Annotated in this window: 23 protein-coding genes; all 23 read right to left on the bottom strand. The window is 59.2% G+C overall.

What is annotated here, in order from left to right; translation table 11 throughout:
• Positions 1–17: 17 nt before the first annotated feature.
• The 23 genes from fliJ to PMI01S_RS13695 all read right to left on the bottom strand — a co-directional run bounded on the left by fliJ (position 18) and on the right by PMI01S_RS13695 (position 25,143).
• A complete protein-coding gene (gene fliJ / locus PMI01S_RS13805) occupies positions 18–467 on the bottom strand; it encodes a flagellar export protein FliJ (protein WP_084320564.1) in 450 nt (149 codons plus the stop codon).
• Between the two features lie 6 nt (positions 468–473).
• Positions 474–1,832 carry a flagellar protein export ATPase FliI gene (fliI, locus tag PMI01S_RS13800; protein ID WP_084320563.1) on the bottom strand — a complete coding sequence of 453 codons (1,359 nt, stop codon included), beginning with the start codon at positions 1,830–1,832 and terminating at the stop codon, positions 474–476.
• Positions 1,822–2,622, bottom strand: coding sequence for a flagellar assembly protein FliH (gene fliH, locus PMI01S_RS13795; protein ID WP_084320562.1), 801 nt, complete (start codon positions 2,620–2,622; stop codon positions 1,822–1,824). The genes fliI and fliH overlap by 11 nt, the downstream gene beginning before the upstream one ends.
• Positions 2,623–2,629: 7 nt before the next feature.
• Positions 2,630–3,649, bottom strand: a complete 1,020-nt coding sequence (gene fliG / locus PMI01S_RS13790) for a flagellar motor switch protein FliG (protein WP_008006649.1) — start codon at positions 3,647–3,649, stop codon at positions 2,630–2,632.
• A complete protein-coding gene (gene fliF, locus PMI01S_RS13785) occupies positions 3,642–5,426 on the bottom strand; it encodes a flagellar basal-body MS-ring/collar protein FliF (RefSeq protein ID WP_084320561.1) in 1,785 nt (594 codons plus the stop codon). Before fliF ends, fliG begins: the two co-directional genes overlap by 8 nt.
• A 15-nt stretch (positions 5,427–5,441) precedes the next feature.
• Complete coding sequence (gene fliE / locus PMI01S_RS13780) at positions 5,442–5,771, bottom strand: flagellar hook-basal body complex protein FliE (RefSeq protein WP_084320560.1); 330 nt, start codon at positions 5,769–5,771, stop codon at positions 5,442–5,444.
• Between the two features lie 216 nt (positions 5,772–5,987).
• A complete protein-coding gene (locus PMI01S_RS13775) occupies positions 5,988–7,373 on the bottom strand; it encodes a sigma-54-dependent transcriptional regulator (protein WP_084320559.1) in 1,386 nt (461 codons plus the stop codon).
• Between the two features lie 5 nt (positions 7,374–7,378).
• Positions 7,379–8,584 carry a sensor histidine kinase gene (locus PMI01S_RS13770; protein WP_167362948.1) on the bottom strand — a complete coding sequence of 402 codons (1,206 nt, stop codon included), beginning with the start codon at positions 8,582–8,584 and terminating at the stop codon, positions 7,379–7,381.
• Positions 8,585–8,712: 128 nt separating this feature from the next.
• On the bottom strand, positions 8,713–10,188 hold the full coding sequence (locus PMI01S_RS13765) for a sigma-54 dependent transcriptional regulator (RefSeq protein ID WP_008044600.1): 1,476 nt from the start codon (positions 10,186–10,188) through the stop codon (positions 8,713–8,715).
• Between the two features lie 173 nt (positions 10,189–10,361).
• On the bottom strand, positions 10,362–10,658 hold the full coding sequence (fliT, locus tag PMI01S_RS13760; protein ID WP_084320557.1) for a flagellar protein FliT: 297 nt from the start codon (positions 10,656–10,658) through the stop codon (positions 10,362–10,364).
• Positions 10,659–10,668: 10 nt separating this feature from the next.
• Entirely contained in the window at positions 10,669–11,064 is a 396-nt protein-coding gene (gene fliS, locus PMI01S_RS13755; protein ID WP_084320556.1) for a flagellar export chaperone FliS, read from the bottom strand.
• A 128-nt stretch (positions 11,065–11,192) separates the two neighbouring features.
• The gene (fliD, locus tag PMI01S_RS13750) at positions 11,193–12,629 is read right to left on the bottom strand and encodes a flagellar filament capping protein FliD (RefSeq protein ID WP_084320555.1); all 1,437 of its coding nucleotides are present in this window, start codon (positions 12,627–12,629) and stop codon (positions 11,193–11,195) included.
• A gap of 91 nt (positions 12,630–12,720) precedes the next feature.
• Positions 12,721–13,074 (bottom strand): flagellar protein FlaG, encoded by a 354-nt coding sequence (locus PMI01S_RS13745; protein ID WP_034146267.1) that lies wholly within the window; start codon positions 13,072–13,074, stop codon positions 12,721–12,723.
• A 73-nt stretch (positions 13,075–13,147) separates the two neighbouring features.
• On the bottom strand, positions 13,148–14,008 hold the full coding sequence (locus tag PMI01S_RS13740; RefSeq protein WP_084320554.1) for a flagellin domain-containing protein: 861 nt from the start codon (positions 14,006–14,008) through the stop codon (positions 13,148–13,150).
• A 243-nt stretch (positions 14,009–14,251) separates the two neighbouring features.
• A complete protein-coding gene (locus PMI01S_RS13735; RefSeq protein WP_084320553.1) occupies positions 14,252–14,518 on the bottom strand; it encodes a hypothetical protein in 267 nt (88 codons plus the stop codon).
• Entirely contained in the window at positions 14,515–15,804 is a 1,290-nt protein-coding gene (locus PMI01S_RS13730) for a motility associated factor glycosyltransferase family protein (protein ID WP_084320552.1), read from the bottom strand. The genes PMI01S_RS13735 and PMI01S_RS13730 overlap by 4 nt, the downstream gene beginning before the upstream one ends.
• A gap of 91 nt (positions 15,805–15,895) precedes the next feature.
• The gene (locus tag PMI01S_RS13725; protein ID WP_084320551.1) at positions 15,896–16,822 is read right to left on the bottom strand and encodes a ketoacyl-ACP synthase III; all 927 of its coding nucleotides are present in this window, start codon (positions 16,820–16,822) and stop codon (positions 15,896–15,898) included.
• Positions 16,823–17,050: 228 nt separating this feature from the next.
• On the bottom strand, positions 17,051–18,103 hold the full coding sequence (gene pseI, locus PMI01S_RS13720) for a pseudaminic acid synthase (RefSeq protein WP_084320550.1): 1,053 nt from the start codon (positions 18,101–18,103) through the stop codon (positions 17,051–17,053).
• On the bottom strand, positions 18,096–19,601 hold the full coding sequence (pseG, locus tag PMI01S_RS13715; protein ID WP_084320549.1) for a UDP-2,4-diacetamido-2,4,6-trideoxy-beta-L-altropyranose hydrolase: 1,506 nt from the start codon (positions 19,599–19,601) through the stop codon (positions 18,096–18,098). Before pseG ends, pseI begins: the two co-directional genes overlap by 8 nt.
• A complete protein-coding gene (gene pseF / locus PMI01S_RS13710; RefSeq protein WP_084320548.1) occupies positions 19,598–20,305 on the bottom strand; it encodes a pseudaminic acid cytidylyltransferase in 708 nt (235 codons plus the stop codon). The genes pseG and pseF overlap by 4 nt, the downstream gene beginning before the upstream one ends.
• Complete coding sequence (locus PMI01S_RS13705; RefSeq protein ID WP_084320547.1) at positions 20,302–20,922, bottom strand: pseudaminic acid biosynthesis-associated methylase; 621 nt, start codon at positions 20,920–20,922, stop codon at positions 20,302–20,304. Before PMI01S_RS13705 ends, pseF begins: the two co-directional genes overlap by 4 nt.
• Complete coding sequence (gene pseC / locus PMI01S_RS13700) at positions 20,915–22,120, bottom strand: UDP-4-amino-4,6-dideoxy-N-acetyl-beta-L-altrosamine transaminase (protein WP_084320546.1); 1,206 nt, start codon at positions 22,118–22,120, stop codon at positions 20,915–20,917. The genes PMI01S_RS13705 and pseC overlap by 8 nt, the downstream gene beginning before the upstream one ends.
• Before the next feature lie 92 nt (positions 22,121–22,212).
• The gene (locus PMI01S_RS13695; RefSeq protein WP_084320545.1) at positions 22,213–25,143 is read right to left on the bottom strand and encodes a TIGR00180 family glycosyltransferase; all 2,931 of its coding nucleotides are present in this window, start codon (positions 25,141–25,143) and stop codon (positions 22,213–22,215) included.
• Positions 25,144–25,428: the final 285 nt, after the last annotated feature.

Below are 25,428 nucleotides of genomic sequence, written 5' to 3'. Positions count from 1 at the left end.
AACGCGGTTTCACTGACTCAATACGGACTCTCACGGGGCAACCGCTGAGACAATTCGTCCAGCAGCTTCTGCTCGCGCTTGTCTTCCAGCTGCCGCGCCTCGTCGGCGTAGCGCTGGACCAGCTTGCGCAAGCCTTCGACCCGGGCAAACGCCTGCTGCCAGGTGTCCCGCGCCTTGTTCAGATTGTTCTGATGCCACGCCAGGCTTTGCCGCTGCTGATCGATGGCGACGCCCAGTTGCGCAAGAAAACCCTGATACCCCAGCAACCATTGGCCCGAAACGCCGCTGCTGCCGCGAATGATCCACTGCTCCTGGTAGTCGAGACGAAAAGCCTCGAGGTCGGCGAGCTTGCTTTCAGCCAAGCGAACCTGACCCTGAAAATGGCCCAATCGCTGGACGGCGGTTTTCTCGGCCTTCTCGGCCATATCGACCACCGGCGCCAGACGCCCTGCCCGACTCTGGGCCATGATCGATTAGCCGCCAGCCGCGGGCGCGAAGATCGAACCGAGATAGGATTCGCTTTCGCCCAGGCTGATCTTGTCGTTAAGCCCTTGGCGCAGGTATTTGACCAACTGCGGCTGCAGGGAAATCGCCAGGTCGGTTTCCCGGTCACCGCCGGCGACGTAGGCGCCCACGCTGATCAAGTCCCGACTCTGCTGATAGCGCGACCACAGCTGCTTGAAATACTGCGCGCGAGCCATGTGTTCCGGCGACACCACCGACGGCATGACCCGGCTGATGGAGGCTTCGATATCGATGGCCGGGTAGTGCCCCTCTTCGGCCAGACGCCGGGACAGGACGATGTGCCCGTCGAGTACGCCCCGGGCCGCATCGGCGATCGGATCCTGCTGGTCATCACCTTCGGACAGCACGGTGTAGAACGCCGTGATCGAACCACCGCCCTTTTCGGCGTTACCGGCCCTTTCTACCAGTTTCGGCAACTTGGCGAACACCGATGGCGGATAACCCTTGGTCGCCGGCGGTTCGCCGATGGCCAGGGCGATTTCCCGCTGAGCCTGGGCGAAACGGGTCAGCGAGTCCATGAGCAACAGGACGTTCTTGCCCTTGTCGCGGAAATACTCGGCAATCCGCGTGCAATACATCGCGGCGCGCAGGCGCATCAGTGGCGCGTCGTCCGCGGGCGACGCCACGACCACTGAACGCTTGAGGCCCTCTTCACCGAGGATGTGCTCGATGAACTCTTTAACTTCACGACCCCGTTCACCGATCAGCCCCACGACGATAATGTCGGCCTCGGTGAAGCGGGTCATCATGCCCAGCAGCACACTCTTGCCGACGCCGGTACCGGCGAACAACCCGAGCCGCTGCCCGCGACCGACCGTCAGCAAACCATTGATGGAGCGAATACCCACGTCCAGCGGCTCGCTGATCGGGTGACGCTTGAGCGGGTTGATCGTCGGGCCGTCCATCGGGACCCAGTCTTCCGCCTTCATCCCGCCCTTGCCGTCCAGCGCACGACCGGCGCCATCCAGCACCCGCCCGAGCATGCTCATGCCCATCGGCAAGCGACCGGTGTCGGCCAAAGGCACCACACGGGCACCGGGCGCGATGCCGGCAACGCTGCCGACCGGCATCAGGAAGACTTTGCTGCCGGAGAACCCCATGACTTCGGCTTCGACCTGCACCGGGTGGTAACTGTCGTCGTTGATCACCATGCAGCGACTGCCCATGGCGGCGCGCAAACCTTCAGCCTCGAGGGTCAGGCCGACCATGCGCAGCAAGCGACCTTCAAGGATCGGTGCGCCGGCAAGCTCCGTGGCCTCGGCATAACTGCCCAGGCGCTTGGCGAAGCTGGTGCGATCAAGGCGCATCGGGTTCTTCCGGTTCGGCTGCGACCGCAGGCTTGTCGTCGATCGGCAGGTCCAGGCTCAGATCCGGTGCGGCAGGGTGCAAGGCCTGTTCGTGCAACTGATCGAACAGCTTGTCCATGACCCTGGCAATACGGGTTTCGACAGTGGCATCGATGCGACTGTGCTCAGTCTCGACCCGGCAACCGCCAGGCAACAATGCTTCGTCCTCGACGATGCGCCAGGTTTCTTCATGGCGCTCGCGCAGGGCTTTGACCTGTTCGAAATCCTGCGGGTTGACGTACAGCCGCACATTGCCCACGCCCAACGGCAACAGCTTGAGGGCGTCGCGCATGACGTGTTCGATCTGTGTCGAGTCGATGGCCAGTTCGCGCTGAATCACCTGCCTGGTGATGTGCTGCACGAGGTCGACCAAGGACTTCTCGATTTGCGTGTCCTGCTCGGCGATAGGCTCGAACAGGTTGGCCATCAATTGCTCAAGTGCCGCGACTTTCGGCGCAAGGACTGCCTCGGCTTCCTGGCGAACCTTGAGCGTGGTGCTGTGAAACCCTTCTTTCTCACCCGTCGCGAAGCCTTCGTTGTAGGCCTCCTGGCGAATGCTTTCGAGTTCTTCGAGGGTCAGTGGCTGGACTTCTTCCAGCGGCACTTCTTCCATTTCCGGCGGCTCGGGCTCAGGTTCTGGCTCGGGCTCCGGTACGTGCGGGTCGAAACTGGGCAGCGACCAGACATCGAAACCACCGACGTCCTTGGCACGGATCAGGTCGGTCTGGGACTCATCATGTTTGGACGACATAGTGACCTTAGATCATCTCTTCGCCGCCCTTCCCGCCGAGAACGATTTCTCCGGCTTCGGCCATACGGCGAGCAATGGTGAGGATTTCTTTCTGCGCAGTTTCCACGTCGCTGACACGCACCGGGCCTTTGGCCTCGAGGTCGTCGCGCAACAGTTCGGCCGCCCGCTTGGACATGTTCTTGAAGATCTTTTCCTTGACGCCTTCGTCCGAGCCCTTGAGCGCCAGCACCAGCACATCGGAGGACACTTCGCGCAGCAACGCCTGAATGCCGCGGTCGTCGACATCGGACAGGTTGTTGAACACGAACATGAGGTCTTCGATCTGACCGGACAGGTCTTCGTCGACTTCGCGGATCGAGTCCATCAACTGGCCTTCGATCGAGCTGTCGAGGAAGTTCATGATGTCGGCCGCACGCTTGATGCCACCCAGGGTGGTGCGCGAGGCATTCGAGTTGCCGGAGAACTGCTTCTCGAGAATCTGGTTGAGCTCTTTCAGGGCCGCTGGCTGCACGGTGTTCAGCGAGGAGACCCGCAGAATGATGTCCAGACGCACCTTGTGGTCGAAGTTGCCCAGCACTTCGCCGGCCTGATCAGGATCGAGATACGCCACGACGATCGCCTGGATCTGCGGGTGTTCGTAACGGATCACGTCGGCGACGGCACGCGGCTCCATCCACTTCAGGCTGTCGAGGCCACTGGTGTTGCCGCCCAGCAGGATCCGGTCGATCAGGCCGTTGGCCTTGTCTTCGCCCAGGGCCTGCGTGAGCATTTTGCGCACGTAGTCGTCGGAGCCGACACCCAGGCTGGTCTGGTCACCGACGATGTCGACGAACTCGCTCATCACCTGTTCGACCTGCTCGCGGTGCACATTACCCATCTGCGCCATGGCCACACCCACACGCTGGACCTCTTTGGGCCCCATGTGGCGCAGCACTTGCGCGGCATCGGTAGAACCCAGGGACAGCAGCAGAATCGCGGCTTTGTCGACCCGGGACAGTTTGGCGGCAACGGCTCGGTTATCACTCATCTGCGTTAATCCACTCTTTCACGACCTGGGCCACACGACCCGGGTCTTCTGCCACCAGACTCTTGATTGCATTCAACTGAGCGTCATAGCCTTCGCTCGGGCTCGGCAGCAGGATGCTGGTCGGGCCGCCGAGGCTGACGCGGTCGTTGGCCAGTTCGCCGTCCAGGCCACCCATGCCGCCGAGCTCCACGTCGCTGCCCAGGCCCAGCTGCTTGCCTTTGCCGCCATTGGTGATGTTGTTGAGCACCGGACGCAGAACACCGAACACCAGTATCAGGATGAACAAGACACCCAGCACTTGTTTGACGATGTCCCAGAACCATGGCTGGGAGTAGAACGGAATATCGGCAATCACTTCACCGCGCTCGGCGGAGAACGGCATATTGATCACGCTGACACTGTCGCCACGGCTGGCGTCGAAACCGACGGCGTCCTGTACCAGACGGGTGAAGCGCGCGAGTTCATCGGCGCTCCACGGTGCACGGGTGGTTTCACCGTTGGCTGCGTTGATCTTGACCTGATCGTCCACCACCACCGACACCGACAGGCGATTCAGCCGGCCCTGCTGTTGCTTGGTGTGACTGATGGAACGGTCGAGTTCGAAGTTCTTGGTGGATTGTTGACGCTTGTCCGCCGGGTACGGCGCCAGCATCGGCTGGCCGGTGGCCGGGTCCATGATTTGCTGGCCATTGGCGTCCAGCAGCGGCTGGCCTGGCTGTACCATCCCGGCCTGTGCGGTGGCGCCACCGGTGGTTTGCGGCGCCGAAGCAGGCGACGGCGGCTGGTTGCTCAGCGCACCCGGAACACCTTGCGGGCCGTTGCTGGCGGTACGTTGTTCGTTGACCGACTGCTCGCTACGCAGCGCCGGCTGGTCCGGATTGAACTGTTCGGAGGTCGACTCGACGGCACTGAAGTCCACGTCGGCGGAGACTTCGGCTTTGTAGCGGTCGTTGCCCAACACCGGTTGCAGAATGTTGTGCACACGCTGGGTGAGCATGCTTTCCATGCGACGGCTGTAATCGAATTGCTTACCGGCCATGGTCAGTTCGGAATTTTCCGCCTGATCCGAAAGCAGATTGCCCTTCTGGTCGACGACGGTGATCTGCGACTTGCTGAGTTCAGGAACGCTGGTCGCGACCAGGTTGATGATCGCCAGCACCTGACCCGGCTCCAGCGAGCGGCCGGAATACAGCTCGATCAGCACCGAAGCGCTTGGCTTGCGCTCGTCGCGCACGAATACCGAACTCTTCGGAATCGCCAGGTGCACGCGGGCACCCTTGACGTTGTTCAGGCTGGAAATGGTCCGGGCCAGTTCGCCTTCGAGGCCGCGACGATAACGGGTCGCTTCCATGAACTGGCTGGTGCCGAGGCCCTGGTCCTTGTCGAGGATCTCGAAACCGATGTTGCCATCGCTGGGAGTGACACCAGCGCCCGCGAGCTTGAGTCGCGCACGGGACAGGTCATCGGCCTTGACCAGCAAGGCACCGGAATTCGGTTCAACGGTGTAGGGAATGTCAGCGGCAGCCAGGGTATCCATGACTTGCTTGGCGTCCATACCGGCAAGGCTGCCGTACAGAGGCCGGTAGTCCGGCTGCTGGGACCACAACACCACGGCGAAGCCAATGGCCACGCTCGCTGCCAGGCCGACCAACAGGCCCACCTGACGCAACATGGTCATCTCGGAGAGGTTTTCCAGGAAGGACAAGCCGAACAGCGGCGGTTTGCCGTCTATCGGTGTGGCCTTGGCCGGAACATTATCGGCGACTGCTTCTGCCATGACTCAATCTCGTCCTTAAACCGGCATCTGCATGATGTCTTGGTAAGCCTGAACCAGCTTGTTACGCACTTGGGTCAACGCCTGGAAAGACACGCTCGCCTTCTGCGAGGAAATCATCACATCGGTCAGGTCCACGCCGCTTTTGCCGATCTCGAAGGCATTGGCCAACTGGCTGGACGCCTGCTGTGTGTCGTTCACTTTATTGACGGCCTGACCGAGCATGTCGGAAAAGCTGCTGCCATTCAGTTCTGGGACGGCGGCAGTCGATTTAGGCGCAGACATGGCATCCATTTGCATGGAACGCATATCCAGCATCAATCGATTAAATTCAATACCTTGGCTCATGGTCTACTCTCATTGACGACCCGCAATTTTTTGACACTCACTCGGCGGGTAGTGAGGTGTAGCAACAAGGGTGCCAGCTCCGTGGCAGCTCTGAACAAAAGCAAATCCTCTGCTTTCACAAACTGCAGGAGCGAGCCTGCTCGCGATGGACTCAAGACCGCCGCGCTTATCCTGCCGCCCCGCGACATCGTTCACGACCATCGTTACAAAACAAGATCAGGTGGCGAACAAATAAGCTTCCACATCCATTCCGGCATCACGCATTTGCGCCAGCTTGTAGCGCAGCGTCCGCGGACTGATACCCAAACGCTCGGCCGCTTCTTTGCGGCGCCCACGCTCAGAGCGCAGGGTGTCGATAATCATCTGGAATTCGCGACGACGCAGATCGTCCCCCAGCGCCCCAGCCGATTCGGCCTCGACCTCCATCGACCGCACCGGCACCGACGCCAATGTCGGCAACGGCGCACAGGCAACCGGCCCAGCGAGACAGAAATCCTGAGGCTGGATCAAACCGCCCTGCTGCAGAATCAAGGCACGCTGAATCGCATTGTCCAGCTCTCGTACGTTGCCCGGCCATGGATAGCCGATCAGGCACGCCTGAGCCTCGGGCGACAGTCTCGCCGCGGCATGCTTCATTTTATTGACGTGTTTGGCCAACAGGCGTTCGGCCAGCGGCAGGATATCGGCGGTACGCTCGCGCAATGGACGCCAGGCCAGTGGAAATACCGACAGGCGATAGTAGAGGTCTTCACGAAAACGGCCCGCCGCCACTTCACCCGCCAGGTCACGGTTGGTGGTCGCGACAACACGAATGTCCAGCGTAATGGGCTTGCGTGCCCCCACCCGCTCGACCTCACGCTCCTGCAACACCCGCAGCAACTTGGCCTGAAGACCCAGAGGCATTTCGGAAATCTCGTCCAGCAGGATGGTGCCGCCGTCGGCCTGCTCGAACTTGCCGGCCTGCGCCGCGATGGCGCCGGTGAACGAGCCCTTCTCGTGACCGAACAGCGTCGCCTCGAGCATGTTGTCGGGAATCGCCGCGCAGTTGATCGCAATGAACGGCTGACTGGCGCGATGCGAGTGCTGATGGATGTAGCGCGCCAGCACCTCTTTACCGGTCCCGGACTCGCCGGAGATCAATACGGTGGAATCGCTGCGCGCTACCCGCGCAGCCAATTCGAGCAATTGCGCACTGGCCGGCTCATACGCAACAGGCCCTTCGCTGTCGGGAGCGCCCAGACTGCCCAGCGCATGACGCGCCACCAGATCCAGCAACGCCTTGGGCTCGAACGGCTTGACCAGATAATCCACCGCGCCCTGACGCATCGCATCGACCGCACGCTCCACAGCACCGTGAGCCGTCATCAGCAAGACGGGCAATTGTGGCTGACGAGCCCGCAACAAGCCGAGCAGTTGATGGCCGTCCATGCCCGGCATATTGACGTCGCTGAGCACCAGATTGAAGGTCTCGGCACCGACAGCCTCGAGCGCCTCTTCCGCCGAACCGACAGCCTTGTAGTCGTGTCCCGCGAGCATCAGCGTATCCGCCAGTGCCTCGCGCAACGCGCGGTCATCCTCGACCAGTAAAACCTTGATTGCCATGCCCTTCACTCCGCTCTCTGAGCGCTACGCTTCTCATCAGAAAAAAGCGGCAGAATCACCTGCGCGCAAGTGCCGCGCCCCAGCCGCGAGCGCAGCTGCAATTCTCCCTGATGAGCACGCGCAACGGCCTTGACCACGGTCAGACCGAGGCCTGTTCCAGTGGTTTTGGTGGTAAAGAACGGCTCGCCGAGACGCGCCAGCACTTTCGCATCGATACCGCTTCCGCTGTCGCTGACCGAAACCCGCAGGGTGTTGTCACGACTGTAGAGATGCACTTTCAAACGGACGTCACCGGCGCTCGCCTGGATGGCGTTCTCGATCAGGTTCAGGATCGCGCCGACCAAGGTGTCGCGATTGCACAGCAACTCCCCCGCGTGGCTGTCGCACTGCCAGCGAATCGGCAGGTCCTGTACGTGGGTCAATGCGGCCGATTGCAAGGACTGCATGAGCATCTTTGGCGTGACGCGATCGGTCAACGGCAGCTCGCCACGCGCGAACACCAGCATGTCACGCACTTGATGCTCCAGCTCGTGCAGACGCTCTTTCAGGCGGCCGGCGAAACGCTGCTGCGTGGCGACCGGCAATTCTTGCTCGGCCAGATGACTGGCGTAGAGTAATGCAGCGGACAAAGGCGTGCGGATTTGATGAGCCAGCGACGCAACCATGCGACCGAGTGACGACAGGCGTTCGTGGCGGGCCAGTTGATCTTGCAGGTGTCGGGTTTCGGTCAGGTCGTTGAGCAATACCAACTGGCCAGGTTCGGCATCCAGCGAGCGAGTGGCGATCGACAGGCGCCGACCGTCCTTGAGAGAGATTTCATGACCATCGTCTTCACGCGGCGCAAAGCAACGGGCAATGACATGGCGCCACAGCTCGCCTTCGAGAGGCAGACCGAGCAGCTCGCAGGCAGCGGGGTTGGCTTCGCGCACGATGCCCAGGGCATCAATGACAATGACGCCACCCGGCAACAGATCGAGGAGGTTTTGCAGGCGATTGGCCAGGCGTTCTTTTTCCGCCAGTTCCTGCATGCGCTGAGCGCTGACCACCGCCAGCTCACCCTTGAGTTCGGTGACCCGCGCTTCGAGCATGCTGTAGGAGTCGGTCAACTGGCTCGACATCTGATTGAACAGCGCGAACGCCTGCTCGAGGCCAAGCCGGCTTGCCTGCTCTACGGACGACGGGTGCCCCGAAGCGTCAGGGACAGGAGACATCTGGGCGGCGTGGGGCATCGTGCTCTCTCGCGTGGCTGACCGTCAGTTAAACGGAACGTTGCGAGGGATGTAGCAATACCCGTGCCTAAAAAAAACCGCCTATAAATGAAGGACTTGAAAAACAGGCGTCAATCATCCGCCTGTTCATCACCGTCGCGACGACTCATGCCGTACTTGCGCATCTTCTCCACCAGCGTGGTGCGGCGAATCCGCAGGCGCTCGGCGGCGCGCGCCACAATGCCGTTGGCATCATCCAGCGCCTGCTGGATCAGCCCTTGCTCCAGACCACCGAGGTAGTCTTTCAGGTCCAGGCCTTCCGGCGGCAGCATGGCGTTGGCGGTGAAGTCCGGCGTATGGCCATTGATTGCCACGCGCTCTTCCAGATCGCTACGCAGGCTGTCGACCAACTGCTCGTCTTCGTCATCGACATAGCGGAATTTCTTCGGCAGCTCGACGACCCCAATCACCCCGTACGGGTGCATGATCGCCATGCGCTCCACCAGGTTCGCCAGCTCGCGAACGTTGCCCGGCCAGCCGTGACGACACAGCGACATGATCGCTGCGGAGTTGAAACGGATCGAGCCGCGCTTCTCGTGCTCCATGCGCGAGATCAATTCGTTCATCAGCAACGGAATGTCTTCGACGCGCTCGCGCAGCGGCGCCATCTCGATCGGGAACACGTTCAGGCGGTAGTACAAGTCTTCGCGGAAAGTGCCGATCTCGATCATGCTTTCGAGATTCTTGTGGGTCGCCGCGATGATGCGCACATCGACGCTCTGGGTCTTGTTGCTGCCCACGCGCTCGAAGGTGCGCTCCTGCAACACGCGCAGCAACTTGACCTGCATTGGCAGCGGCATGTCGCCGATTTCATCGAGGAACAGCGTGCCGCCGTTGGCGAGTTCAAAACGCCCGGCGCGGCTGGTGATTGCCCCGGTGAAGGCACCCTTCTCGTGACCGAACAGTTCGCTTTCCAGCAACTCGGCAGGGATCGCCCCGCAGTTGACCGGCACGAACGGCGCATCACGACGCTTGGAGTGATAGTGCAGGTTACGCGCAACCACTTCCTTGCCGGTGCCGGACTCGCCGAGAATCAGCACGCTGGCGTCGGTGTCGGCGACTTGCTGCATCATCTGACGGACGTGTTGAATCGCCCGACTGGTGCCGACAAGACTGCGGAAAAGATTGGGTTCACGGTGACGACCGCGCTCGCGAGCCTGGTCATACATCTCGCGATAGACCTGGGCACGGTGCAGCGAATCGAGCAGCTTGCTGTAGCTGGGTGGCATCTCGAGGGTCGAAAGCACTCGACGACGCTGGTCTTCTGGCAAGTCAACGGAAGAATTATCGCCCATTAACAAAACCGGAAGGAACTCATCCCAGGTAGAGAGTGTCTTTAACAAGCCCGGAAGTGCGCCAGGAGCATTGACCGTCCCGATGAGGACACAGATCACTTCACGACTTGATGACAAAGAGCCGACAGCCTGCTGCCAGTCATGGCTACCGCAGGGTAAATTTTCTTCGCCAAGAAAATTTAGAATCACCGCCAAATCGCGGCGGCGGACGCTATCGTCATCAATCAGCAGAATTTTGGTTTCACGCCACATGCAATAGCAACTTCCCTAGTCAACTCAATGCCCGAAATGAGGGGGCAAGCTAGACGCTTGCAGACACGTTATGCCTGTAGACGCCTGAAATCTGCAACCAGCCACTAGTTAAGTCAAAAAACCGTGCACAGTCAAATTTATGGCGCACCCGGTCTGTATTAACTGAGGATTAATTAACCAAACAGATGGTAAACCTTTGCTGCGTTCTGTGCTTGATGGATCTGCGACATCTCATCGACTATTGCCTGCCTCTCCCCCGTCGCCGCCTCTAAAAGCTGCTTATAGACCCCCAGCAACTCCTCAAGGTTGTCGCGCAACGCGGCCTCGTCCACCGAAGTTTCACTCAAGACGTCTTCCATGCAGGAACGGCAAGCCAGGTCCAATTCACCAATGGCTTCCCAGTTTCGTTCGGCCAGGGCACCGACCAGGCCTTCACGGGTTTCTTCGATTCGCTGCAAAACAAGACTCATGGTGATCTCCTTAAAACTGCGGACCCGGCGCAGCGATACCGTCCCAGCCTTCTTTCACCGTGCGAAGCAAGCCGGCGACCTCCTCGAGAATCTTCGAATCACTACTGATGTTCGCCTCGGCCAGGCGCTTCATCATGTAGATATAAAGACTGTCGAGCTCGCCCACGGTATCGGCGCAGTTCTCAAGATCCAGGCCTTCACGCAAACCACCGATGATGCCTATGGCCTTGCTGATCGACACACACTTGCCGGGAATATCCTTGCGCTCGATGGCGCCTTTGGCCTGGGCGATACGGTCCAGACCACCTTCCATCAACATTTGCACCAAACGATGCGGACTCGCTTCGGATGCCTGGGCGTGCGCACCCACTTTCTGATATTGCCGAAGGGCTAACATTGGATTCATGTTCTACCTCATTTCCACAATGACTCGTATGACCAGTGTATCGTCTGCGGGCCAGAAAACTTTAGATCAAAAGACAAAAACCCGGCGCACGCCGAAATGCGTAGCCGGGTTTTTGTCGTCACTCATGGCTAGCTGTTGGATTTCTGGGCGTTCAAGGTGTTGAAGAACGAGGTGATGCTATTCCCCGTGGCCTTCATTTGCCCGACCAGCAAGTCCATGGCGTTGTATTTGGCGGTCAATGTGGCCGTCAGGTTGGTGACACGCAAGTCCAGTGCCGCCTGTTGATCCGAAAGGTTCTTGCTCAAGGTCTGCAGGCCGGTATTGCGCTGATCGAGCAAACCACCCGTCTGCACATAAGGCGTAATAGCCTTGCCCATGCGCGCCAGCAGGCCGTTGGTAGCGTCGGTACCATTGAAAAACTGCTGTACCTGGCCGCTCATGCCATTGGTGGCCATCGTCTTGCCGAATGCGGTAGTGTCGAACGCGAGGTTGCCGGTGTTGCGGTCTGTCATTACACCCAGCTGCGACAGCACGGCCAGTGGCCCCCCCGCCCCAGGTGCAGTCAGTACGCTGCGGATATCGGAAATCAGCGAACGCGGCATGGAGTCGCCGGTAAACGCTGCCGAAACCGTCAGCTTGCCATCGGCGTCCTGTGTTGCCTTGGACAGGGTATTGATGGTTTTCATCAGTGTGTTGTAGGAATCAACGAACGACTGAATCGAGGTCTGCAAACCGGTGGTATTGGTCGCAACGGTAACGGTGGCAGCAGCCGGCGGAGTACCTGGGCTCACGGACGCCAGGTTCAAAGTCAAACCACTCACTGCACCGGTAACCGTATTGCTCTTGCTGGTCACCGCAAGACCATCGATCGTCAGGCTTGCATCCGTGGCAACCCCATTGACAGCCCCTGAACTGGAGGCCGGGGGATTGGTGCCCATCGGTTGTGTACCATCGATTACAAGCCCCGCAATACCGCTGACCTTAAGGTCGGAACCCGAACCGGTCTTGGTAGAGCTGATCACCAGACGCGACGCACCGTTGCTGTCGGTCACGATGTTCGCAGAAATACCATTGCTCGCCTGCGCCGTGTTGATGGCATCGCGAGTGCTCTGCAAGGTCGCACTGGCTGGAATCGTGACATTGTAATCAGTGCCATTCTGACTGATTTTCAGAGTACCACTCGGAATGGCACTGGTTGCACCGCCGGCAAAAGAAGCACTGGCTACTTTCGAACTGGTGGCCAGGTTATTCACAACAACGCTGTAGGTACCGGCAACTGCGGTGTTATCGGAAGTCGCACCCAGGATCGATGGAGTACCGGACGTTGCCGTAAAACCCGCGAATGCAGTATTGGTCTTGCTGCCAAGGTTGGTCAGCGCCGTCTGGAAGGCCGTCAGTGCACTTTTCAACGAACCGACACCGGAAATCTTCAGCGTGTTGGTTTTGGTTAGGTTAGTGATCTGCGTCTGCTTGGCCGACTTGTCGGCGTTAACCAGCGCAGTAACGATCTCACCGATCTGCAGGCCAGAGCCTAAGCCCGTACCCGGTAAAATTGGACTTGCCATGTTGTGTCTCCCTCCAGGTTGCTGCCAGTCTTTTGACCTTTACCAGCGCTCAAAAGAACGTACAGACATTATTCATGCCATCTATCGGAAATCAGACTTTGGCGTCGAACAATACGTGACTCGCATTATTCAGGCTCTCTGCCAGCTTGAGGGCCTCTGCAGAAGGGATCTGTCGCACGACTTCGCCCGTCTCGCTTGCAATCACCTTAACGATGACCTTTCCGGATTGTTCGTCTATCGAGAACTCCAGATTGCGCTTGATCGACTGTACAAACTTCTCGATCTGCTGCACCGCATGCTTCAGGTTGGCGCCATCCGAATCCTCGTTTTTATATGCCACAGGAGTAACACTGTCGGCTTGAGGCTTTTCTGGTGCTTTTTCCGAAACGGTACTCGCTTGCTGGGGAGCCGGATAAGACACGTTAAGCTTTACGCTCATGTCCATGCCCATCACCTCTTAAACGTAAAAAGCGAGAGAGCGTGACCAGCACACTCCCCCGCCTGAACTCATTCCGAAATTACTGAAGCAGTTTCAGTACAGCGGAAGGCAGTTGGTTGGCTTGAGCCAGAACAGAGGTAGAAGCCTGTTGCAGGGTTTGCTGCTTGGTCAGGTTCGCGGTTTCTGCGGCGAAGTCGGTGTCTTGTACACGACCTTGTGCTGCAGTGGTGTTTTCCACGATGTTCTGCAGGTTGGCGATGGTGCTGGTCAGACGGTTTTGCGAAGCACCCAGGTTTGCGCGGGTGGCGTTGATCGATGCCAGAGCGTTGTCAATCGCGGAGATCGCGTTGTCGATGTTCGCCGACAGAGTGGCGGAGGTAGCACCAGTCAGAACAACAGCACCAGCACCACCGCTAGCTACCGATAGGCTGACAGCGTCGAACTTGGAGCTCAGCACCAGGTCGATGCGGTTGGCCGAGCCAACGTTGGCACCGACTTGCAGTTGCACGGTACCAGCCGAACCATCCAGCAGGTTTTTGCCGTTCAGGTTGGTGGAGGCAGCGATACGGGTCAATTCGTCAGACATCTGGCCGAATTCGGAGTTGGTAGCGGTCTGGTCAGCAGTACCGTTGGTGCCGTTACGTGCTTTAACAGCCAGTTCACGCATACGCTGCAGAATGTCGGTCGATGCTTGCAGAGCGCCTTCAGCGGTCTGGGCAACGGAGATACCGTCGTTGGCGTTCTGGATAGCCTGAGTACCACCACGGATCTGCGAAGTCATGCGAGTTGCGATCTGCAGGCCAGCGGCGTCGTCTTTAGCGCTGTTAATTTTCAGGCCGGAAGACAGGCGAGCCATCGAAGTCGACAGAGCGTCGGTAGCACGGTTCAGGTTTTTCTGAACGTTCAACGACGTGGTGTTGGTGTTTACAGTTAAAGCCATGACGAATTCCTCGTTGGTTGGGTACTGCGGCTTCCGGCCCTGGCAACCGCCGGGTATGGCCTAGAGAACCTTCGTAATAGTTATCGTCGGGTTGGCAGGTTGCTTGAGGGCTTTTTTAAAAAAAATTGCCATCACCCTGCCACCTCCGAGAAAACAAGGGCTTAGCGCCCCTCAACCGCAAAAAAAATGACGCCATAAAACCACCTTCGGCGCAAACCCGCGCGCCAGTGCGGCCGGCCAACCTCAGGCTGGAACACTTTCCAGCAACTCTACCAACTCGTACTCCAGGAAGTCGGCAAGCCCCAACCAATCCTGGCGCTCTTGACAGGCCAGCATCTTGGTCAACACGCATGTCCACGCCTGTTGAACATCCTGAGATGCAGACAACACCAACGCCTGCGCCTCATCGAACACATCGACCATGATCAATGCAGCCTCGACATCACGCCCCAATCTGAACAATCCGCCGCACTGACGGCATCCATTGATGCATTTCAACCTGGCGTTCATTGCACGAACTCCGTGTTGAACTGTGTCCCGGCAATCATTGCCCCCGCGCGACTGCTGTTGAAGAAACTCACTTGCGGGTGCCTGGCGATATAACGTTCAAGTACGCACAGGTAGCTGCGGAAATTCAGCTGTGTCCTGACTCGCTCACCCCACCCATCCAATACCCAGTACCGAGCCTGGCTGACCGCTGGCCCAAGGTCGCCGTCGTTCCAGCCGGTATGGGTCTTGTTCATCGGAAAGGCAAAGTCAGCGCCGAACAACGTGATGCGCACGGCACCCATTTTCACCGCCAAGTCCACCGCCGGGTGGATCACGCTGCCTCCCACGTGTAATTGAGCCCTCGGGTGCTGCTGGCGCAATTGCGCGTAAATCGGGCTGGCGGAGTAACTGCCATATCGCTTGCCCCGCCAGGCCCTCAACACCTGCGGATCGCTCAGGGGCATGTACACCAGCGGGATGTCGTCGGATTCTTCGGAGGGTAAATGCAGAACACTGATGCGCTGGTCGATACTCACCACCAGATCCGGTTTGATCCCGTTCTCGCGCAAGGGTCGATACGCCGTGTCGACGCAAATGAACAGGGGCCGCTCGGCCTGCCCGCGTATCGCTGCCAACCGCTGGAAATGCCCTTCGAGAGTCGGCCCGGTGCCGATCACATAGATTTCCCGATCTGCACAGGTGCCAAACAATTGCGACACATCGTCGTCGGCGAGCAACACCTCCAGGCAATCCTTCAAGCGTTGCTGAATGACCGATGACTGCGGATCGAACTCGCGGTTGTTGAAGCTCAAATTCACTTCGCTGACCAGCCGATCACGAATTTTTGCATTGAAGTCATCCGCCAGCAGCAGTTCGGCCGGCAACGCAAAAAAGGGCGTGTAAATATCTGGGAGATCACCGGCAAACAGCAGCTCCACACGCGCAGATTCAAGCCAATCCCGATGATCAAGCAGTTGCAGCACCAGCTTGAACAGCGCGCCATTGAGGATGTGTACATAAAGTTTCCCAAGCCCGGGGCGCTCCAGCAACACACGAGGCAGATCCCCAAGGCCTGTGCCATAGACGTGCAGCTGTGGCTTGTCGAGCGGCAGGCTGGCCGCCTGGACATGGGCTTCGCGAAGACGATCATGGCGGCTGGTGAGCTGAATGCCGTCCACACTCAGGGTCGAGTCTCGACCTTTCAGCAGCTCGACCTGGACCGCACCGTCTTGCATCAACAATCGCGCATACAGCGCCGGCCAGCGCCGCTGTATCACCTGAGCATTGCCTTCAAACCATTCGCTCATGCAGCCTCGCGTTCCGTCCAAGCAAAAAAGCGCTCAAGGTTAACCCTTGAACGCTTTTTTTGTATCGGCCTTTTTATGAAAAAACTTTCACTCAAGGACGATAAATAATTGCCGAACCCCAGGATAACCCCACACCGAAACCGCTCAGCGCTACGCGTTTCCAGCTGGAGTCGAGGGCGTGTTTTTCCAGCAGTAACGGAATGCTCGACGATACGGTGTTGCCGGTCTCGACCATGTCCTTGATGAACTTCTCCGGCTCGCCTTCGAAGCGTCGTGCTACCGCATCGACAATCGCCGCGCTGCCCTGGTGAATGCAGAAGGCATCGATGTCATCGGATTTCAGTCCTGACTCGCCCAGCAGCTCGTGCAGATGCGCAGGAACCTTGAGCAAGGCAAAGTTGAACACCTGACGACCGTTCATGAAGAACACCCCGTCAGTCACCTTCAAGTGCGGTGCACCGGAACCATCAGTACCAAACTTGGCCTTGCCCAGTTCCCAGATCGGGTTTTCACCCATCCAGGTAGCAGTCGCCGCGTCACCGAACAGCATGGTGGTGTTGCGATCTTCCGGGTCGACAATCTTCGAGTACGGGTCAGCTGTAATCAACAAACCATTCTTCAGACCGGCGGCTTCCATGAAGCCCTTGATCGCGTAAATACCATAGACATAGCCGGAGCAGCCCAGGGAAATATCGAATGCCGCCACGGTAGTCGGCAGGCCCAGTTTGTCCTGAACAATGGCAGACGTGTGTGGCAGGCCTTCTTCGTCACCGTTCTGGGTGACGACGATCAACGCATCGATGGATTCACGTTTCAGATCAGGGTTGCTGGCAAACAGCGCATTGGCCGCTTCAACGCACAGATCGGAAGTTTCCTGGTCGACACCTTTGCGTGGCAGGAAGGCCGAACCGATCTTGCCCAGGATGAACTCTTCATCCTTTTCGAATTTTGCACCTTGTGCGTAATTGTCCACGCCGGCTACAGGAACGTAGCTCGCAATGCTTTTTATGCCAATCATTACGGCTTCCCAATAATAAACAGCCCAATACCACCGCTCGTAATGATTCGAGGGGCGCCGACAAACAGAGAAAAACGTCACCTCGAGGCGGCGACAACGGGAAGAATAAAGGGCTATCACCGAGCCAGACCGGCCTCAGGCGCCACCTTCCCGATCAATACAATACAGTGAAGATGCGCGTTATGACTCGCAGGTCACGCTATTTTGCCGAATCGGCCCCAAGAGCGGTTATTCGACCAACGACCAATCGAGCGGCGTCCCACGTTTGATAGCCGAACGGGCATGGCGGCCCAGAAGGTTTTCGGTGTGTTTGGGGGCCAGTCCAAGGCCCGGACGAATGGCCCGCATATTAGCCGCCGTGAAGGGTTCGCCAGCAGCCATGTCCTGAGTGACATAGAGCGAACGGCGATACACAAGGGACTTGCGTTCGGCTGCGGTGACGCCGTAATGCACCTGCCCCATGGACTGCCAGGCTCGTTCGGTTTCAATCACCAGGCTGGCCATCTCCGCTGGCTCCAGTGAGAAGCTGGCGTCCACCCCGCCGGCGGTACGGTCGAGGGTGAAATGTTTTTCCACCACCGTAGCCCCCAACGCCACAGCGGCAACGGAAACCCCGACGCCCATGGTGTGGTCAGACAGGCCCACTTCACAGCCAAACATTTCGCGCAGATGTGGAATAGTCCGCACGTTGCTGTTCGCTGGTGTCGCCGGATACGTGCTGGTGCACTTGAGCAACACCAGATCCTTGCAACCAGCCTCGCGGGCGGTGCGTACGGTTTCGTCGAGTTCCGCGAGGCTGGCCATGCCAGTGGAGATGATCAGTGGCTTGCCAGTGGCGGCGACCCGTCGAATCAGCGGCAAGTCAGTATTTTCGAAACTGGCTATTTTGTAGGCTGGCACGTCAAGGCTTTCGAGGAAGTCCACGGCGGTGTCATCGAAGGGGGTCGAGAACGCCAGCATGCCCAACTCCTTGGCACGGGCAAAAATCGGCGCATGCCATTCCCATGGCGTATGGGCCTTCTCATACAGCGAGTACAACGAGGAGCCCGCCCAGAGGCTCTCAGGATCCCTGATGAAGAACTCACCTTCGGACAGGTCCAGGGTCATGGTCTCGGCGGTGTAGGTTTGCAGCTTCAACGCATGCGCGCCGGCCTTGGCCGCTGCCTCGACGATCTGCAGCGCCATCTCAAGGGACTGGTTATGGTTGCCACTCATCTCGGCAATGATGAACGGTGGCGCTTCGGCACCGATCAGGCGCTCGCCAATCTTGACACTAGTCATTTCTGCGATCCTTCAATACGCGCGTGAACGTACAGGCATTCTGAGTGAAACCTGCGTCACGAAAAACCTTCTGTGACGGCTGGTTGGCGGGCATTATCGTTGCGTTGAGGGTGTCCATTAGCGGCCAATGGGCCGTCGCAAAGGCTTCACCCCGCGCCAGCAGCGCCCTGCCCCAGCCCAGACCGAGTCGGCTTTCGAACAGATAAATCGACATTTCGCAGGCAGAGTCGCGCAAGTCATAACGCAGCACACCGACCGGGCCATCATCGGCCTCGGCGATCAACAACAGCCGCCGTGCGTTGCTCAGGCTCGCGACCAACCAGTTCTGATGCGTGGTCCAATCGATCACGTCGCTCTGCAGCGACCAGTGCCGTACCGCCTCGGCATTGCGTCCTTCGAATAACAACTGCGCATCGTCGAGGGTCGCCGGACGCATTCTCAGCACGGCACCCGCCAGCGCAGCCGCTACCCGCTGTGCACCACGGCCATCGACCAACTCTCGGGAGCGCACCGCCAGACTCTGGCGCAGGCTTCGATTGTCCGCGACAAAACCAATGGCCAGGCGTAATTGCTCAACGCTGACCTGCTCACGAGTGCCCATGAACACATGCGCGCCAGCGGCCGCCATGACCTCGCCATTGGCCTGCTGATTGTTCGACACGGCAATGCAAATCGTCGGCAGCCCCATGGCCGCGCGCTCCCAACTGGTGCCACCGCCAGCGCCGACAAACAGGTCTGCCTGGCTCATCAACCGGTAAAAATCGCTGACAAAACTGTGTAAACGCCAATGCGGGCGATCCGCCGCCAAGGCCTGCATCTGCGCCCAGGCAGGGTTACCGGCACCGGCCACAAAATCGACTTCCAGTTCATGGAAATCCGCCAGCGCCAGCATTGCGTGATGAGTCTGCATCGCCGCATCGAAACCACCGAAATTCACCAGTACACGCCTGGCTTGAGGCTTGATCTCGATGGCCGGGCAACAGAATTCGTCGCGTAGCATCGCAAATCGTGGGCCAAACAAAGTCCGGCAGCCGGGTGCCAGGAGCGACGCGTAAGCCTCGGGTGTGCCCGACAGATTCTGGTTCAGCAGCAGATCGACGCTATAGGTTCGAGTAGCGAGGTCATCCACGGCGGCGATCCGTGGCGCCCATCGGCGGGCGGCGGTCTGCCAGTGATGGTCCAGGCCGTAGTGGTCGACGATGATCCAGTCGAACGCCGGATGGCCGTCCAACACCTGCCCGAGCGCAGCAATGTCCGCCTGCCACGGCAGCATGGATTCGATCGCCTGCTGTGGATCCTCACCGAAATAGCTATCGGGGAGCGCGAAGGTTTCGAAGCCATCGGCCTGAAGTGTGTCCAGACGATGCCCCAATAACAGACGACAGGCAAAGGCCACATGGCTGCCCTGCTGGCGCAATACCCTGGCCAGTGTCAGGCAGCGGGCGATGTGGCCGCTGCCGATGGCCGGCGACGCGTCGGCGCGAATCAACACTCTCATTGCAGCTCACCGCCAGCCTTCAACGCGGCATACAAGTACTCCGCGCGCTTCCAGTCTTCAGGGGTGTCGATGTCCTGCACCAAATAACGCGGCAGGATGACCGGCAGACTCGCCGACGAATACATCACCTCACCACCTGACCAGGCGCTGCTGCGCCCCCAGTAGAACTGCCCGGCGTCCTGAAAGGATGGGGGCAGGTCCTGGGAGCGAGTCTGTCGATACTCTGGATAGATGGGCAACAGCGCACCCTGTCCATCCAGCATCAAGGCACGCTGGATGGGGAAGCCGAACTCACAGACCGAAAAAGCAAAGGACTTCTCAGGGTTCTGCTCCAGCAACTCAAGACCCTGACACAAAAACCGGGCTTGCAACAAAGGCGCAGTGGCATAGATACAACAGGCAAAATCGAACGACCAGCCCTGTCCCTTCAACGTTTCAACCGCATGGGCGATCACCGCCGCCGTCCCGGCGAAGTCATCGGCCAGTGCCGCCGGACGCATAAAAGGCACCTGCGCCCCACGGGCCCGGGCCAGCGTCGCGATCTCCTCATCATCGGTACTGACCACCACCTGCTGGAACAGCCCGGAGGCCAGGGCAAGCCGAATCGAATGGACAATCATCGGCTCGCCATGGAACAGCTTGAGATTCTTGCGCGGGATGCGCTTGCTACCGCCCCGGGCCGGGATGATTGCGATCGCACTCAAGGACGTTTTTCCAACAGGAACCAGTTGACATCGTCAGCTGGGAACTGCGGATCGCGGTGATAGCTGAAGCCATAGTCCAGCAGCTGCAAATCGCTGTAACGGTCGAGCATTTCCCCAGCGAAATCACGCTTGAACAGCTTGCCGCTGTTACCGCGATAGGGCACCTCGACCGGCACCGGGTTGTAATACTCGCAGATCAGGATATAGCGTCGACTCAGTTCATACAGTTGCGCGTAGGCCGCCGGCAGTAACTGCGGATCCAGGTGAATCAGTACACCCTTGCTCAGAGTCAGCTGATAGGTGCGCTCTCGCGGATAGTCGAACAGGGAACCGTGCCAGACATCAGCGATCCCCAGGGCCTGGGCTTGCGCTTGAGCGCTGGCATTGATCTCGACACCCTGCAGGACACAACCGGGCAGCAGTTGATGCAAGGCCTGCAGGTTGTTGCCGGTGTTGGTGCCCAACTCCAGCAGGCTCTCGATCCGACCGGTACGCGCCAGGGCCTTGGCAAACAGCGCCAGGTTGGCCGCGATCAACGGCTGGCCCTGATTGCGGGCGACATACTGGTCGCCGAAGTCGCCACGCCAGAAGCATTCTTGTTCACTCAATTCACGCATGTCTTACCCTTGAGTCTTCTGAAGGCGCCTGGCCGACAATCCGTCGTAACTGCGCCACCACATAGTCTTGCTGCTCTTCGCTCAGCCCCGGAAACAACGGCAAACTGATCGCTTCGTGGAAGTAGCGCTCAGCCTCGGGAAAATCTCCGTCAGCAAACCCCTGCTCGCGATAATAAGGCTGAAGATGCACAGGGATGTAATGCAGGTTCACACCAATCCCCACCGCTCTCAGCGCATCAAAAACCTCTCGCTGAGTCGCCTCGATCCGATCGAACTTAAAGCGCACCACGTAAAGGTGCCAGGCCGACTCCGCTCCCGGCTGGCCGAAAGGCACTGTCAGCGGCAACCCCGCCAGCAGCTGGTCGTAGCGCGCCGCCAGTTCACGTCGTCGGGCGATGAACTCATCGATCCGGGTCATCTGCGAAAGTCCGAGCGCCGCATGCAGATCGGTCATTCGATAATTAAACCCCAGCTCCAGTTGCTGGTAATACCAGAGCCCCTGGGCAGGCGCCGTCATTTGCGCCGGGTCGCCGGTGATGCCATGACTGCGCAAGCGCCGCAAGCGCGCGGCGAGCTTCGGATCATTGGTCAGGACCATCCCGCCCTCCGCCGAGGTCACGATCTTGACCGGGTGGAAACTGAAGATCGTCATCGCTGCATAAGCGCCACAACCCACCGGCCGCCCCAGGTAAGAAGCGCCTATCGCATGGGCAGCGTCCTCGATCAAGGTGAAGCCGTAGCGCTCGGAGAGCTCGGCAATGGTGTGCATATCGCAACTCTGGCCTGAAAAAGCCACCGCAATGACCACTTTAGGCAATTGCCCCACTCGCTCGGCGGCCTCCAGTTTTTGTGCCAGCAGCCCCGCGTCGAGGTTCAGCGTCAGTGGATCAATGTCGACGAAATCCACTTCGGCGCCGCAGTAACGCCCGCAGTTAGCGGACGCCACAAAGGTATTGGGACTGGTCCAGAGACGATCACCCGGCCCCAGGCCCGCCGCCAGGCAGGCAATGTGCAAGGCCGCCGTGGCATTGCACACGGCGACCGCAAAGTCGGCCTGACAACGTTCGGCCACTGCGGTTTCAAAGCGCTCGATGGTCGGTCCCTGGGTCAACCAGGGAGACTTGAGTACCGCCACCACCGCGTCGATGTCCGACTGATCGATGCTCTGGCATCCATAGGGGATCTGATAAGGAATCATAAACGCGGCACCGCACGCGGAGCCGCGAGCTGATCCACGGGCTTGGAGATAAGATTGAACATGCCGTGACTCCTTTTAACGATCAACCAGACTTAAACCAGTAACTGCGCCCAATCCACCCCGGACACCTCACCGAGCGTAAAAGCCTTGCCGGTCGATACAAGGTTCTTGTTGTACGCCTGGTCATACTCGAACGCAGCGGCCCACTTCTGACGAAGCGCAGCAAGCGCTTGCGGCGCGTCTGGAAGCTCGCCCGAATGGAAAACCTGTACGAGTGGCGTCCAGACCGTCAGATAACCGGCCTGGCCCACTTTCAGGCACAAATCGACATCACTGAAGGCTTCGGCGAAGGCGTCTTCATCCAGGCCGCCGACTGCCTCGTAGATCTCTTTACGAATCATCATGCACACCGAGGAAACGGCCGAATAATTCTGCTCCACCACCAGGCGGTGCATATAACCCTTGGCATCTTTGTCTTCGCCAATGAAAGGCGAACCAACGCCGCCGTTCAGGCCGAGGATCAGTCCGGCCTGGGACACCTGGGTGTCAGAATCGAACAGCTTCGCGCCGACCACGCCGACTTCCGGGCGCTGAGCCTGGTTGAGCAAGGACTCGATCCAGTTCGGATTGACCACTTCGCTGTCGGCCGCCAGCAGCACCAGGTACTCGCCCCGGGCCTGTTGGCAGGCGGCGTTGTGCAAGGCCGACGCACTGAGGCGACGGTCAGTCCTGAGTACACGCACGTTACCTACCTGTTGCTCCTGGCTGTCCAGCCAGGCCGCGACAGCGGACGACTGGCTCTGGTTGTCCGCGATCAGCACCTCATAGTGGGTATAGCGGGTTCTCTGCAGTACGCTGGCCAGGCAGCGTTGCAAGACCGGCAAGTTGTCCTGGACAGGCAGGATGATCGACACCAGCGGCCGCTCGGTGCGGCGATAATCGATGTGGTAGGTGCCCGGCACCGGCGAGGTCACCTGAGCCTTGTAGCCCCGCGTCGCGAGGTGCCGAATCAAGGCCTGACGCTCATGGGCGTTATCTTCCACGACCACCGCCGAACTGATCAGCAGCGGCTCATCCAGATGAGCCAGCCCCGACATTCCGCCCTGTTCGATCACCCGCAGCAGCAAATCGAACTCCAGCGCCTTGCTGAAGTCAGCAGAATAACCGCCAGCTTCTACCAGCACCTCACGGCGTATCAGCCAATGGCGTGACATCATCGCCGGGAAACTTTGCAGCAGGTCAAGGTTGAAGCCCGGTCGGAACACATCCACCAATGAACCATTGGCCTGACGCTGGATTTCATCTGTCGACACCGCACGGCATTGCGGCGCCTCCAACAGTTCCAGGCTCGCTCGCAACAAACCGCCGGCGGTGAACTCGTCATCCACTTCTGCCAGCAACAACCAGTCGCAAGTCGACTGCCGAGCGACCTGATTCAGTTTGTCGACGTAATTGCCCTGGGTGACCCGGACAAAGTGCAGGGTGTTTTGCGCCGTGGTCGCCGCCAACGGTTCGCCAGTGGTGAAGACCACGATCTTGAACGCCTTGCAGTGCCCTTCCAGAAGACTGTCGAGGGTCACCTGCAATTTGCCGACATCGTTCTCCAGGTCCAGGATCAGGATGCCGAACTGCGGGCCGCCCTGGTGGGCCGCCAGATGCCGGGCGATGGCCTCTCGCTGTACAGCGTCCGGCTCTCGCGCCTCCAGCCACTTGATTAAACGCCCGGATTGCGTGGATTCGAATGTCTGGCGGATGAGCTGAGGCGGGAGCGTATCCAGACGCTCGGCCCACGCGATCATCCCTTGCGCCTCTTCTTCCTCGCCAAGACCTTGCAACTGGTCCACCAGGCACTGAATCAGGTGCCGGTTGAACATATTGAGATCGTGGGCACGCCACAGACGGTCGACGACACTCTCAGGCGTATCGTTGTTGCGTGCACGCATCAAGTCGTACTGATGGGTCCACACGCCTTCAAGCTGCTGTAGCTGAACACGTCCGGCTGGCATCGCATGGAGCAGAAACTCGATATGGGTCAACTGATCGAAAAAGGTCTGGTTATAAAAGGGCATTTCGACGTACTGCTTGGGCGCGAAACGTCGCTCTGGCACTTTCAAGGCGCTGTTCCAGTGGGAGTCGAAAATGATTTCGGCCGCCAGCGCCTTCCCCGTTCTCAGGCTGTCGGCCATCGCTTCGAAACACTGGAGCGCGAATTGTTTGCCCTGCTCCGGCTCCAGCTCAGTAATCTCGGTGGGCAGCGCCGCCAGGAACTCGGCAAAAGCCTCGCGCTCAGCCACTGACTTGGCATCGGCGAAGGTGAGCGAGTGATACACATCGGTCTTGTGCTCCGACTGCATGTAGTTGATCTCACGCACCACGTACGGTATCGGCAGAATCCGTGCCTTGGCGCGGGCCAGCATGTAGTACGAGTGGCCGATTTCCTGCCACTCGAACTTCGCGTCATGGGGCATGGCCGCATACCAGTCGCGAAACAGCGAGGTACGGTGAACGGCATAGAAGGGCGGAATGAACTGGCCCATGAAGTCCAGCACACGATCCTGGGCCCGCTCGGACGAATAGTCTTCGCAGACTTTCTTGTCGCGGCGGTAGTAGGTCACGCTACCTGCCAGCGCCAGGTACATCAGGCAGTAGCCATGGCACATGCCGTAATCCTGATTCGCCTCCAGAAACGCTACCGACTCTTTCAGTGACTCATGCACGAGGAAATCATCGTCCGCGGCAAACACGATATACGGTGTAGTGACCTGATCGATGCCGTAGACGACCTTGGCCTGGGCATCCCAGTAGCCAAACTGTGGCAGGTGCAGATAATCGACGTTCGGAAAAGCGTCGGCAATCCCCTCGCTTGCCTGGGTCGAGGAGTCCAACACAATGATCCGGCAAGGCAAGGGACTGTAGAACTGCAGCGCCCTGCGCAAGAATGCGGGCCTGTTGTGGGTGATCAACACCACCGTCAACTGCTCGTTCAGTGGTAAAGCGTGTTCAGAACCGTACTTGCCTTGCATAACGTGTCCCCAGAATCGGCGAATCGCCCGATGAACTTAACAATGATGTTTTTGCCACAACGGCGGAGTGGTGAAACTTGCCCCACTCAGTGTCCATTGATGTGCCAGAGAATTGGCTCGGACCTGAAGTGCAACGCTTCAAGCCAGACGCACAGCCTTATGGCCGCGCCGAAAATGCACGATTTATGGCGATATTGGGGAGACCTGCAGGAAGCGCGCCATCTCGGATTGCCCGAAACGGGAAAGTCTGTCGTAGCTGCCGCCTGGCTGCTGAAAGCCGCCAGG

The sequence above is a fragment of the Pseudomonas migulae NBRC 103157 genome (assembly GCF_002091715.1).
GTDB lineage: Bacteria > Pseudomonadota > Gammaproteobacteria > Pseudomonadales > Pseudomonadaceae > Aquipseudomonas > Aquipseudomonas migulae_A.
Note: the sequence above shows the minus strand (reverse complement) of the source record. Positions and strands in the feature narration are given on the sequence as shown.

Coding starts and splice junctions, on each gene's coding strand:
- PMI01S_RS13765 (WP_008044600.1), bottom strand. CDS start 10,188: ATGTGGCGTGAAACCAAAATTCTGCTGATTGATGACGATAGCGTCCGC.
- pseI (WP_084320550.1), bottom strand. CDS start 18,103: ATGACTAGTGTCAAGATTGGCGAGCGCCTGATCGGTGCCGAAGCGCCA.
- fliE (WP_084320560.1), bottom strand. CDS start 5,771: ATGAGCCAAGGTATTGAATTTAATCGATTGATGCTGGATATGCGTTCC.
- fliT (WP_084320557.1), bottom strand. CDS start 10,658: ATGAGTCTTGTTTTGCAGCGAATCGAAGAAACCCGTGAAGGCCTGGTC.
- pseC (WP_084320546.1), bottom strand. CDS start 22,120: ATGATTCCTTATCAGATCCCCTATGGATGCCAGAGCATCGATCAGTCG.
- PMI01S_RS13730 (WP_084320552.1), bottom strand. CDS start 15,804: ATGAGCGAATGGTTTGAAGGCAATGCTCAGGTGATACAGCGGCGCTGG.
- fliH (WP_084320562.1), bottom strand. CDS start 2,622: ATGTCGTCCAAACATGATGAGTCCCAGACCGACCTGATCCGTGCCAAG.
- pseG (WP_084320549.1), bottom strand. CDS start 19,601: ATGAGAGTGTTGATTCGCGCCGACGCGTCGCCGGCCATCGGCAGCGGC.
- PMI01S_RS13770 (WP_167362948.1), bottom strand. CDS start 8,584: ATGTCTCCTGTCCCTGACGCTTCGGGGCACCCGTCGTCCGTAGAGCAG.
- PMI01S_RS13745 (WP_034146267.1), bottom strand. CDS start 13,074: ATGGACATGAGCGTAAAGCTTAACGTGTCTTATCCGGCTCCCCAGCAA.
- fliF (WP_084320561.1), bottom strand. CDS start 5,426: ATGGCAGAAGCAGTCGCCGATAATGTTCCGGCCAAGGCCACACCGATA.
- fliI (WP_084320563.1), bottom strand. CDS start 1,832: ATGCGCCTTGATCGCACCAGCTTCGCCAAGCGCCTGGGCAGTTATGCC.
- PMI01S_RS13735 (WP_084320553.1), bottom strand. CDS start 14,518: ATGAACGCCAGGTTGAAATGCATCAATGGATGCCGTCAGTGCGGCGGA.
- PMI01S_RS13740 (WP_084320554.1), bottom strand. CDS start 14,008: ATGGCTTTAACTGTAAACACCAACACCACGTCGTTGAACGTTCAGAAA.
- PMI01S_RS13725 (WP_084320551.1), bottom strand. CDS start 16,822: ATGATTGGCATAAAAAGCATTGCGAGCTACGTTCCTGTAGCCGGCGTG.
- PMI01S_RS13705 (WP_084320547.1), bottom strand. CDS start 20,922: ATGCGTGAATTGAGTGAACAAGAATGCTTCTGGCGTGGCGACTTCGGC.
- PMI01S_RS13775 (WP_084320559.1), bottom strand. CDS start 7,373: ATGGCAATCAAGGTTTTACTGGTCGAGGATGACCGCGCGTTGCGCGAG.
- PMI01S_RS13695 (WP_084320545.1), bottom strand. CDS start 25,143: ATGCAAGGCAAGTACGGTTCTGAACACGCTTTACCACTGAACGAGCAG.
- fliS (WP_084320556.1), bottom strand. CDS start 11,064: ATGAATCCAATGTTAGCCCTTCGGCAATATCAGAAAGTGGGTGCGCAC.
- fliD (WP_084320555.1), bottom strand. CDS start 12,629: ATGGCAAGTCCAATTTTACCGGGTACGGGCTTAGGCTCTGGCCTGCAG.
- fliG (WP_008006649.1), bottom strand. CDS start 3,649: ATGAGTGATAACCGAGCCGTTGCCGCCAAACTGTCCCGGGTCGACAAA.
- fliJ (WP_084320564.1), bottom strand. CDS start 467: ATGGCCCAGAGTCGGGCAGGGCGTCTGGCGCCGGTGGTCGATATGGCC.